This is a genomic window from Actinoplanes sp. NPDC049118 (genome assembly GCF_040648555.1).
GTDB lineage: Bacteria > Actinomycetota > Actinomycetes > Mycobacteriales > Micromonosporaceae > Actinoplanes.
The window spans coordinates 26,472-36,826 of record NZ_JBEZDY010000049.1 but is presented as its reverse complement, the minus strand read 5'-3'; the positions used below and the strand labels follow the sequence as shown (position 1 = coordinate 36,826).

The following is a 10,355-nucleotide window of genomic DNA, read 5'->3' as shown; positions in this document are numbered from 1 at the left end:
GTCGCGGAGGGTCTCACCAACCGGGAGATCGCCGGCCGGATGTTCCTGGCCGAGAAGACCGTCAAGAACTACGTGTCCAGCCTGCTCGCCAAGCTCGGCCTGGAACGCCGCACCCAGGCCGCGGTACTCGCCACCCGGCTGCTGGGTGAACATCCAGCCTGACCTGCTGGATGTCGGGCGGTGCCGCAAGTCGCCCGACAGTCGACGCGCTGACGGACGTGGGCCGCGAACTCGAGCTGACCGTGAGCAGGACGGTCAGGTGGCAGATGCCGTTCGCCGGGTGGCACCGGGACCTTCGGCCCTGCACGCAGCCGATCTCTGACCGGCAGTCTGATGAGAGGCGAAAGGACCGGAGGTTGCCATCATGACCGTGCTCGAGCAGGCCGCACAGGCGTCGTTGTACGCACCGTCGGTCTTCAACACCCAGCCGTGGCACTGGCGGATCACCAGCGACACCCTCGAGCTGTACGCCGACCAGAGCCGCAGGCTGGACACCACCGACCCGCAGGGCCGGCTGCTGACCGTCAGCTGTGGCGTCGCGCTGCATCATGCCCGCACGGCATTGGCCGCCGCCGGCTGGTCCGCGACCGTGGAACGGCTACCAGAGAGCTCACAACCCGAGCTGCTTGCTCGGATCCGGCTCGGCGAAGAGGTGCCGCCGGACCCGCAGGCGCAGCGGATGGCCGCCGCGATCCCGCTGCGGCGCACCGACCGCCGTGCGTTCGGCGATCGGGAGGTGACCGAAGCCGAGCTCGCCAGGTTGCGCCGCCTGGTCGAGTTCGAGGGCGCCTACCTGCACGCGGTGCGGCCCGACCAGGTCACGATGCTGGCGATTTCCGCCGAGCTCGCCGGCGGTGCCGAGCTGGACGACCCCGCCTACCGCGCCGAGTTGCGGCGGTGGACCCACCGTCCGAGTCCCGTCGGCGACGGGGTGCCGCCGGCGACCGCGGTGCGGCCAGAGCTGCGTCGTGTGCCGGTGCGCGACTTCACCCCCGACGGCACCGCCGGGCTCGCCGCGGGCGCCGCGCGCGATCAGGGTGCGGCGTACGTCATCGTCTTCGGCGACGACGACCGGCCGGTGAGCCTGCTCCGTGGCGGTGAGGCGCTGTCCGCACTGCTGCTGGCAGCGACCGCGGACGGCTTGGCTACGGCGCCGATCAGCGATGTCGTCGAGGTCGAGTGGCCCCGGCACCTGCTGCGCGGCCTGCTCGCCGACATCGGCCAGCCCTATCTGGTGGTCCGGCTCGGCTACGTCACGTCGCGGGATCCCCTGCCTGAGTCACCTCGTCGCCCGGCAGGCGACGCCATCATCGTCATCAGGTAGGTGAGCACGAGCGTCGATCAGTGGGAAGGAGAACCACCATGAGGGCTTACGCCGAGGCTGACCTGATGCGAGCGGCCGCCGCTGGTATCCGTGCACCTTCGTTGCTCAACACGCAACCGTGGCTGTTCCGGCTGCACGGCGGCACGATCGAGGTGTTCGCGGATCCGGCCCGGCAACTCGCAGTCGACCGGGCCGGCTGGGCGGTACGGCTCGCCTGCGGCGCGGCCGTCTACAACGCGCGCCTCGCCCTGGCCGCCGCCGGAACACCCGCCGAGGTTGAGCTGCGCCCCGACTCGGCTGAACCGAACCTAATCGCCCGGCTGACACCCGGTCCCGCGCGGGCGCCGACGTACGCCGAGATCGACCTGTTCGCCGCGATCCCGCGCCGCTACAGCAACCGGGCGCCGTTCTGGCCGAACCCGGTGCCCGCCGAGACCCGGGCGCGGCTCATCGAGGCAGCCCGGGACGAGGGCGCCTGGCTCGAGATGCTGGTCGGGATGACCGCCCTGAGCGGCTTCGCCGAGATCGCCCAGAGCGCCGAACGCGTGCTGCGCCGCGACGCCGAATACCAATCGGAGTTGGCCTCCTGGACGCACGACGAGGGCGCCACGGACGGCATTCTCATCACCGCGGGAGCTCCCGCTCCCGAGCCACAGGACCTTCTCCCGCAGCGTTCCTTCTCCGACCGCAGGCGTGCCCCCGGGCGTGACTACGAGCCGGAGCCGCTCGTCGGCATCCTCGGTGTCGCCGGCGACCTGCCGACCGATCAGGTCGTGGCCGGGCAGGCCGTGCAGAAGGTGCTGCTGACCGCGACCGACGCCGGGCTGGCGACTTCGATGCTCTCCCAGCCGATCGAGGTCCCGGCCGCCCGCGACCAGCTACGCCGCTCGCTCGGCCGCGCGGGCGTACCGCAGCTCGCCCTGCGGTTCGGCTACGGCCGGCCCGGACACCCGGCACCGCGCCGCGACATCGCCGAGGTTCTGCTTCCACCGAAGCCGTAACAGACACACTCGCGGTCCAGGCGGCCGCTTACGCCATCGGCGTGCGCCCGGTGAATCCGGTGGCGATCCGCACCCTGGCCTGCAGCGTGCTCCCGTTGCCGGGGTACAGGAAGACGTACCCGGTGGAGGTCTGCACCGCGGTGAGGTCCGGGTGGCCGGCGCGGTTGAAGTCGCCGATCGCGGTGAGTTCGCGCATGCCGTTCCAGCCGCCGGTGCCGATCCGTTTCCGGGTGCCCAGGCCGGACCCGGTGCCTGGGTAGAACCACAGGTCGCCGGTGGCGTTCTCGCGGGCGACGACGTCCTCACGGCCGTCACGGTCCAGGTCACCGATGCGGATCAGCGCACCCATCCCGGACCAGCCGGTGCTCACCGTACGGGCGGAAGCGGTGTCCAGCAGCGTCCCGTTGCCGGGGTAGAGCACCAGGGTGTTGCTGCTCGTGGTCAGGGCCAGCAGGTCCGACCAGCCGGCGGCAGCGGCGCGACGTCGAGGTAGTCGTTGTCGATGTTGATGGTGACGCCGCCCCAGGTCTCGTCGTGACCGCCGCGGTACTGCTTGACCCGCCGGTGCGGGGACCAGTAGCCGGCGGGCAGAGCCGTGTCCGTGACGGTGGCGATCTGGTCCCAGCGGGCGAAGTCGAGGTGGTCGGGTCGTACGTAGCCCGCGCGGTTGTAGGCGTTCACCTGGTCGGCCACGCCCGAACTCATGCTGCTGTAGAAGCCGGACAGGTAACCGTGGTCGTGCAGCCGGGCCGTCCAGGCGCTCATGCACGCCAGCACCCCTTCGCGGCAGGTCGTGTCTTCGGTGCGGTACGCCTCCATGTCGTAGATCAGCACACTGTCCGCCGCCACTCCCAGCGACCGTGCCTGCGTCACGGCGTCCTCCGCGGCGGCTGGTCCTCACCGCGTGCGCCCTGGCGTGCGTCGGCCTGCTCGGCGGCCGGCGGGAGCTCTGGCATGTTGTCGCGACGCCCTGGAGCGCCGAACACGTGACGTCGGGACCATGGGCCCTGGCGGGTGCGGTGGCACGAGCCGACGCTGGAGCCATGAGTGACTCATCGGCGCCTCCGCGTGTCGACCGGGTAAGCGACGCCGACCTGGCGTTCCTCGCCATGGACCGAGGCCCGGTGCCCGAGCAGATCGCCGTCGTGCTGCTGCTCGACCGGCGGCTCAGAGCCGCTGCCTTCGCCCGGCTGCTGCGCGACCGGGCGGCAGCGGTGCCGCGCCTGCGCCAGCGGCTGGTGCGTACACCACCCGGCTGCGGTGCGCCGATCTGGGTCGACGACGAGGCCTTCGATGCGGGGTGGCATCTCGTCACGGCGCAGTGTCCGGGCCCCGGCAGCGAGCGGGCGATGCTGGAAGCTGTGCTGCCACACGTGCTCCGGCCCTTGCCGCGGGAGCGGCCACTGTGGCGGGCGGTGCTCGTCGACGGGCTTGCGGACGGATGCACCGCTGTCGTGTTCGTCGTCCATCACGCCCTCAGCGATGGGCTCGGTGGCCTCGCCGCCCTCGGCCGGCTTCTGGACGGCGACTCTCCCGAGACGTTGCCGCCGCCATCCCGGCGCCCGACAGCGTGGCGCCTCGCGGCGGACGCCTGGCGATCGCGGGCTGCGGCGCTGCGAGCGGCGCCGGCGAGCCTGCGGCGGCTGCGGACCGCGATGGCAGCGGGCGGCGGGATGGCGGCGGTACGCGCGCAGCCGTGCTCCCTGCTTCGGGTGACAGGTGCGCGCCGCCGGGTCGCCGTCGCCCGTGTCCGGCTGGACGCACTGCGCACCGCCGCGCACCGCCACCATGCGGGCGTGCACGCAGCCCTGCTGGCCGCCGTGGCCGAGGCGCTGCACGACACGCTCGCCCGGCGCGGTGAAACGGTCGCCACGGTGAGGGTGGCGGTTCCGGTGGGCACGCCGCGGGTCGGCGGTGCCACGGCCGGCAACGCGGTCAGCCCGCTCGTGGTCGCCGTTCCGGTCACCGGTCCCTTGGGCGTACGCCTTTCGAGGGTTGCGGCCGATGTTCGACGCGGTCGTGCCGCTGCCGCCGGTCCGGCGCCGATCACCGTGCTCGGCGGCGGGTTCCGGCTGCTCGCCGCGCTGGGCGGCTACCGCTGGTACATGACCCACCAGCGGCGCCTGCACACGTTGGTCAGCTACCTGCGCGGCCCCGCCGGGCCGGTACGCCTCGGCGGGACACTGGTCCGCGAGATGATCCCGATCGTGGTGGGCGGCAACGCCAACATCACGGTGTCGTTCGTGGCGCTCTCCTACGCCGGCTCGCTCGCGGTGACCGCCGTGGCCGACTCCGACGGCTGCCCCGATCTGGAACCACTCAGCCGGCAACTCGCCGCCGAGCTGAACGCGATCGCCGCAGAGGCGCCCTCCGGCCGACGATGACGCCGGCACGGACTACCAGAAGCGCTTCGCACCCGTCGCCGCGGACCCTCGTACCGGACGTGGCATCGCCCTCGCCCGGTACGAAGTGACCAGGGACGGTGTCGCCGATGTCGCCGTCGTGGCCGATCCGGCCTGGCGCGGGGCCGGGCTGGCCACCGCGCTGGTCGAGTTGCTAGCAGGGTGACCTGAACGCCTACGGCGTCGTGTGCCCCGCGAAGTGCCCGAGTCGTAGAGGCTTCGCCGCGGCCGCATATCTCTTGCCGCCGGCTATCCGGGCGATCTGTCCGATCGGGCTCCTGCGGCTCGAGCGGATGACACCCGCTTTGATCGGGGTGCGGAGCACGAGCACTTCGGTGACAGCGACGATGTGGCCGCCACGTTGACGTCCCGGTTGACGTCGATCGCGGGCCGCCAGGTCCCGTTGCCGTTCTCCTTCGGGGTGGAGGTCCGGGGTCGAACCCATGGCCACGCAGTGATCTCGGTACCGTGATCGTCGTGCGGGAACTGGCGGCTTGGTGCGTGGCGCGCTGGCTGGTGCTGGCGTGCACGGTGGTCGGGCTGGTAGCCGTGCACTCTCTGGGTCACGGCCACGGCCGCCTCCCGCACAGCGATCACCGTGGAGCGGCTGCGGCGGCCGTTCCGGTTGGCGCGCATGGCGAAGGGTCGCGGTCGCGGGCGTGGCGGGGGCCGGTGTGTCCCGCGCTCCACCCCGCACTGGTTTGCGGCTGGCGTCGGTGGCGGTGATGCGCAGATAGGGATGCCCCGCGCCGGTCCGGCGAGCGTGCCGTACCGCGTGGTCGATTCCTGCTTGCCCGACCTCAACAGCCAAAGGAATGGTTTTGTAATGATTCGTACCACTGTGTGTCGTGCTGTGCTGGCCGGCTCTGCCACCCTGATTCTGGTCGGGCTGTCCGCGTGTGGCGGCGGGGACCATGTCCCGGCCGGTTCCGGTCACGGTTCGACCACCGCCGCTGCTCCCAGCGCGCGCGCCGCGCCGGGGGCTGTGTTCAACGGTGCCGACGTGGCGTTCGCGCAGCACATGATCGTGCACCACCAGCAGGCGGTCGAGATGGCCGCCCTGGCCGACACCCGCGCCGCCGACCCACAGGTGAAGGACCTCGCAAATAGGATCGAGGCCGCGCAGGCCCCGGAGATCGCCACGATGACCGGGTGGCTGACCGCATGGGGGCGGCCGCCCGCCACGCCGGACGGCGGCGGGCACGGCTCCGAACACGAGTCGATGCCCGGGATGATGTCCGACGCTGACATGAGGAAGCTGGCCGGCTCGACCGGTGCGGCGTTCGACAAACAGTTCCTCACCATGATGATCGCCCACCACGAAGGGGCGATCACGATGGCGAACGAGGAGACGGCCGAGGGTTCAAATCCCGATGCCAAGGCCCTCGCCGCGAAGATCGTGACCGATCAGCAGGCCGAGATCACCACGATGAAGGACCTGCTCGCCGGCAGGTGAGCCGGACCTGACGGCGGCCGGGCACCTCAGGGGCCCGGCCGTCGTGCGGGTCAGTGGGAGTGGTGGTAGTGGTGCACGACGGCGTGGCCCTTGCCGCGGGAGATGAGCCACTTGTTGATCGGCGTGGTCAGGACGAACGCCACCGCAAGGGCGAAGGCGAGCGAGGCCCAGAACAACCAGCTGGACAGGCCCGCGTCCATCGCTCCGGGCACGGCGAGCATGACGCCATTGTCCAGGATCTCCATCACGGTGATCGAGACGGTGTCGGCCGCGAGGGCCACCTTCAGCGCGGTTCGCACGCCGATGCCGGCGGCCAGCAGGGGCCGCATGGTCAATGCGTAGCCGAACATGAACGCCAACACGACGGCCAGCACGACGGTGGGCCCGGCGGACCAGCCGAGCGCGGTACCGATGACCATGCCCAGGACCTCGCCGATGGCGCAGCCGGTGAGGCAGTGCAGGGTCGCCTGCGCCGCCATCGACCACGATGCCGGCCCGGGCGCCGCCGCGGATGCAGGGGGGTGCTGGTGGCTCGCGGCCTGCGCGGTGTGGTTTTGGTGCTGGCTGGTTGTGCTCATGGCTGCCTCCTTGTCACCGCCAACATACCCCCAGGGGGTATTCTTGGAAAGAGGTGAAGGCAAGTTCCCCGTCGGAGCTCCACGGCCCTTCCGGCGATCATGGGATGCGTTGATCAGCGCCAGCGCACGGACTGTCTCCTCGGGGACGGAGCGGCGTGCCCTGCGTATGCGGCTGCCCGGCCGGTGGGCCGGGCAGCCGGTCGGGGCGGATCAGATGAGCCACCGGTTCTTCTGGACGATGGGGAGCTTGGCCCACTGGCGGCCGAGGCCCCAGGTGTGTCCGGCGTAGGTGAGGGCGAGGACGATGCCGACGACGGCGTAGATGAAGTGGTAGTCGGTGATGGGGTTGGTGGAGCCGGAGGTGAGGGGCCATTCGGCGGCCCACATGAGGGCCATCATGAGGGCGCCGGCGGCGGCGGCGATGCGAAGGCCGATGCCGGCGGTGAGGGCGAGGCCGATGGCGAGCAGGCCGAGCATGAAGGCCCAGTTGGTCCAGGTGTCGCCGGCGATGGTGTGGAAGAGGCTCTGGAAGGGGCCGACCTCGACGTTGGACAGGAAGCCTTTGGTGGGCGATCCGCCGTTGATCCAGGCCTTGGCTGCCGGGGTGGCGTAGCCCCAGCCGAAGGTCTTGTCGAAGAACGCCCACAGGAAGACGAAGCCGGTGGAGACGCGCAGCACGGCGAGTGCCTTGGCGGCGGCGTGGGTGAGCATGGATCCGGGGGCCTCGACCTGCTCGAGGTGAGTCGTGGGGCCGTGGCCGGTGGTGGTCATCGTTCTCTCCTCTGTCGATGTCTGCACCTATGAGGCTTCCTTGTGCGCCGCCGGGGCACCCGGGCCTGCCCGCCCGTCATGGCGGGTCCAAGGTCCTGACTACCGCCGTCCGGGCCGTCGATCTCCCGGACGGCGGCGACCGGGCCGACAGCGTCGATGATTCGGCCGGCTTCCCGGGCCGGGATGTCGACCCGCTTGGACAGATGTGCGCCGACCGCGACGAAGACCCGCGTCGACGCTCATGTCGGCCTCCTCACGGGCTGGTTTCGCCCAGCATGCGCGGCTGCGGGGGCGGCGAAGAGAGCTTGGCCCGGCGTCGGCGGGGCCGATGATCACGTCCGATCCGTGCTCACGGCGTCGACGCCTACTGCCGGGCCAGCGCGGTGATCTCGTCGGCGACGGCCGGCTGCAGGGCGGCGGGCAGGTCGTGACCCATGCCGGGGAAGACGACCAGCTTCGCGCCGGGGATCGCGCGTGCGGTCGCGAGCCCGCCGGCCAGGCGCACCAGCGGATCGGCGGCGCCGTGCACGACCAGCGCAGGCATTCGCAGCCGGCGCAACATGGGCCGCCGATCCGCCGCGGACATGATCGCGGCGAGCTGCCGCAGGACTCCGTCCGGGTCGTGTGCCACGTCGAAGCCGCGTTCGGCGGCCTCGCGTATCGCGTTCTCGTCGAGCGCGTATTGCGGAGAGCCGATCACCCGGAAGATGTGCAGCAGTCGGCGTGCGGCCGCCTCGCGGGTGCGTGCCGGCGGGGTCAGCAGGGCGGGCAGGACCCGGGGGTGCGGGCGGCCGACGTGCGCCACGGGGGTGGATGACATCGACGTCAGCGTGCGCACCCGGTCCGGGTGGCGCCCGGCCAGAGTCTGCGCGATCATCCCGCCGAGGGAGACGCCGACGACGTGGGCGCTCGCCCAGCCGAGCGCGTCCAGCACGGCGACCGCGTCGTCGGCCATGTCGGTCAGGCGGTAGCCCGGCCGGCGGCGTGCGACGAACGCGAGCGGCGACGGCCTGCCCAGGCCGGTCAGGTGGGTGGAGGCGCCGACGTCGCGGTTGTCGAACCGGGCGACCTGGAAGCCGCGGTCGACGAGCAGGCGGCGGAAGGTCTCCGGCCAGAACGACATCGGCAGTCCGAGACCCATGATCAGCAGGAGTGGCTCACCGCTGCCGGTGCCCTCCACCTCGTACGAGATCTGGATGTCGCCGTGCCGCGCCGTTCTCGTGGTCATGGTTTCAGCCTGCGCCCGCCGGGTTTTGTCCGGAACCGGGCGGGAGGCCCCGGACGCGGGACCTCCGGCTCTGGCGGCGCCACGCTCGGCCGCGAAATCGTGGGGGAGGAGCACCGCACTGCCATAGGAGGATCTTGTGGAGTATCTCAGTCCCCTGGACGCGTCCTTTCTTGATGTGGAGGACGAGGATCCGCACGCCTCGCTGGCCATCGCCTCGATCGCCGTGCTCGACGGCCCGGCGCCGAGCCAGGCCGAGTTCGCCGAGGCGATCCGGGCCCGACTGCCGCTGGTGCCGCGTTACCGGCAGAAGGTACGCCGGGTCCCGTTCAACCTCGGCCGGCCCGTCTGGGCCGACGACCCGGACTTCGACCTCGACTTCCACCTGCGGCGGACCGCCCTGGTGGCGCCGGGTGACGACGCGGCGCTGCAGCGCCTGGTCGGCCGGATCATGGCGCAGCGCCTCGACCGTGAGCGCCCCCTGTGGGAGGACTGGCTGATCGAGGGCCTGCCTTCCGGGCGCTGGGCGGTCCTGTCCAAGGTGCACCATTGCATGATCGACGGCATCTCCGGCACCGAGCTGTACCGCCTGATCTGCGACACCGGCCCGAAACCGCGCCGGCTGCCCGCCGACGACTGGCAACCGCGCACGGTCGGCGGCGACCTCGATCTGGCCCTCGACGCCTGCGGTCAACTCGTCCGGATTCCCTTCGAACAGACCCGGCTGCTCGCTCTGGCCGCGCGCCGGCCAGGCGACGCCGTGGCGCGGCTGCGTGAGACGGCTCGAGGCATTTCCGCACTGGTACAGGGCCTCCTGCGGGCAACGCCGACCTCGGTGTCCGGGCCGCTGGGCCGGGCCCGGCGTTACGCGGTGGCCCGTATGCCGCTGGCCGACATCGCACTTGCCGCCGACGCTCACCGGGTGACCGTCAACGACGTGTACCTGGCCGCCGTCGCCGGTGCCTTCCGCCGCCTGCTGCTGTCCCGAGACGAGGAACCGGGCCCGGACGCGATCCGGACGCTCATCCCGGTCAGCATGCGCGGCGACGACGAGCGACATCTGCTCGACAACCGGCTGGCGTCGATGCTCCTGCAACTCCCGGTCGAGATCGAGGCGCCGGCGGAGCGGCTGCGCGCGGTGCACCGCCGGGTCGCCGAACTGCGCGCGATCCACGAGGTGGAGGCCGGCGCCGCGCTTGTCTCGCTGGCGGAGCAGGAGCCGTTCGCGGCGGTATCGTTCCTGATCCGCACCGCGCTGCGCCTACCGCAGCGAGCCCTCGCCACGGTGACCACCAACGTGCCCGGTCCCTCGGTGCAGCTCTACATTCTGGGCCGCCCGGTCCGCGAGATCCTGCCGTACGTCCCGATCGCCGAACGAATGCGGATCGGCGTCTCCGTGCTCACGTACGCGGGCCAGGCCGCCTTCGGGATCACCGCCGACTTCGCCGCGGTTCCCGAGGCGGACGAATTCGCCGCAGCCGTCGTGGACGAGGTGGCGAAGCTACGCCCGACCGCCTCGCCGCGGATGAAGGCAGCGCCGAAGGCGCCGCGACGCCGTGCCACGACCCGGATCGCGGAGCCTGCCTGAGCCAGCGCCG

Annotated in this window: 11 protein-coding genes; 6 read left to right on the top strand and 5 right to left on the bottom strand. The window is 71.7% G+C overall.

The window, feature by feature from the left end:
• From AB0B58_RS41180 to AB0B58_RS41170, 3 genes are all read left to right on the top strand, one after another.
• Positions 1 to 162: LuxR C-terminal-related transcriptional regulator (locus AB0B58_RS41180; RefSeq protein WP_360236456.1), on the top strand; the 162-nt coding region annotated here is incomplete at its 5' end.
• A 202-nt stretch (positions 163 to 364) separates the two neighbouring features.
• A complete protein-coding gene (locus tag AB0B58_RS41175; RefSeq protein WP_360236453.1) occupies positions 365 to 1,324 on the top strand; it encodes an Acg family FMN-binding oxidoreductase in 960 nt (319 codons plus the stop codon).
• A gap of 38 nt (positions 1,325 to 1,362) precedes the next feature.
• Positions 1,363 to 2,325: an Acg family FMN-binding oxidoreductase gene (locus AB0B58_RS41170; RefSeq protein ID WP_360236450.1), complete on the top strand. Its 963-nt coding sequence runs from the start codon at positions 1,363 to 1,365 to the stop codon at positions 2,323 to 2,325.
• 28 nt (positions 2,326 to 2,353) lie between these two features.
• Here the strand turns inward: AB0B58_RS41170 and AB0B58_RS41165 are convergent, their stop codons facing one another.
• Positions 2,354 to 2,746 carry a VCBS repeat-containing protein gene (locus AB0B58_RS41165; RefSeq protein WP_360236447.1) on the bottom strand — a complete coding sequence of 131 codons (393 nt, stop codon included), beginning with the start codon at positions 2,744 to 2,746 and terminating at the stop codon, positions 2,354 to 2,356.
• A 20-nt stretch (positions 2,747 to 2,766) separates the two neighbouring features.
• Positions 2,767 to 3,198, bottom strand: coding sequence for a glycoside hydrolase domain-containing protein (locus AB0B58_RS41160; protein ID WP_360236444.1), 432 nt, complete (start codon positions 3,196 to 3,198; stop codon positions 2,767 to 2,769).
• A gap of 170 nt (positions 3,199 to 3,368) precedes the next feature.
• On the opposite strand from AB0B58_RS41160, the gene AB0B58_RS41155 reads away from it, so the two are divergent.
• The gene (locus AB0B58_RS41155; protein WP_360236441.1) at positions 3,369 to 4,709 is read left to right on the top strand and encodes a wax ester/triacylglycerol synthase domain-containing protein; all 1,341 of its coding nucleotides are present in this window, start codon (positions 3,369 to 3,371) and stop codon (positions 4,707 to 4,709) included.
• 616 nt (positions 4,710 to 5,325) lie between these two features.
• Entirely contained in the window at positions 5,326 to 6,183 is an 858-nt protein-coding gene (locus tag AB0B58_RS41150; protein WP_360236439.1) for a DUF305 domain-containing protein, read from the top strand.
• A gap of 50 nt (positions 6,184 to 6,233) precedes the next feature.
• On the opposite strand, the gene AB0B58_RS41145 is transcribed toward AB0B58_RS41150, so the two are convergent.
• From AB0B58_RS41145 to AB0B58_RS41135, 3 genes are all read right to left on the bottom strand, one after another.
• Positions 6,234 to 6,761 carry a DUF4396 domain-containing protein gene (locus AB0B58_RS41145; protein ID WP_360236436.1) on the bottom strand — a complete coding sequence of 176 codons (528 nt, stop codon included), beginning with the start codon at positions 6,759 to 6,761 and terminating at the stop codon, positions 6,234 to 6,236.
• Positions 6,762 to 6,971: 210 nt separating this feature from the next.
• Positions 6,972 to 7,532 (bottom strand): hypothetical protein, encoded by a 561-nt coding sequence (locus AB0B58_RS41140; protein WP_360236433.1) that lies wholly within the window; start codon positions 7,530 to 7,532, stop codon positions 6,972 to 6,974.
• Between the two features lie 364 nt (positions 7,533 to 7,896).
• A complete protein-coding gene (locus AB0B58_RS41135) occupies positions 7,897 to 8,760 on the bottom strand; it encodes an alpha/beta hydrolase (protein WP_360236430.1) in 864 nt (287 codons plus the stop codon).
• Between the two features lie 136 nt (positions 8,761 to 8,896).
• Here AB0B58_RS41135 and AB0B58_RS41130 point away from each other — a divergent pair, with 136 nt between their 5' ends.
• Positions 8,897 to 10,345 carry a wax ester/triacylglycerol synthase family O-acyltransferase gene (locus tag AB0B58_RS41130; protein WP_360236427.1) on the top strand — a complete coding sequence of 483 codons (1,449 nt, stop codon included), beginning with the start codon at positions 8,897 to 8,899 and terminating at the stop codon, positions 10,343 to 10,345.
• Positions 10,346 to 10,355: the final 10 nt, after the last annotated feature.

Excerpts from the sequence above, each read along its gene's own strand:
- AB0B58_RS41175 (WP_360236453.1), top strand. The coding sequence starts at position 365 with ATGACCGTGCTCGAGCAGGCCGCACAGGCGTCGTTGTACGCACCGTCG.
- AB0B58_RS41170 (WP_360236450.1), top strand. The coding sequence starts at position 1,363 with ATGAGGGCTTACGCCGAGGCTGACCTGATGCGAGCGGCCGCCGCTGGT.
- AB0B58_RS41155 (WP_360236441.1), top strand. The coding sequence starts at position 3,369 with ATGAGTGACTCATCGGCGCCTCCGCGTGTCGACCGGGTAAGCGACGCC.
- AB0B58_RS41145 (WP_360236436.1), bottom strand. The coding sequence starts at position 6,761 with ATGAGCACAACCAGCCAGCACCAAAACCACACCGCGCAGGCCGCGAGC.
- AB0B58_RS41140 (WP_360236433.1), bottom strand. The coding sequence starts at position 7,532 with ATGACCACCACCGGCCACGGCCCCACGACTCACCTCGAGCAGGTCGAG.
- AB0B58_RS41135 (WP_360236430.1), bottom strand. The coding sequence starts at position 8,760 with ATGACCACGAGAACGGCGCGGCACGGCGACATCCAGATCTCGTACGAG.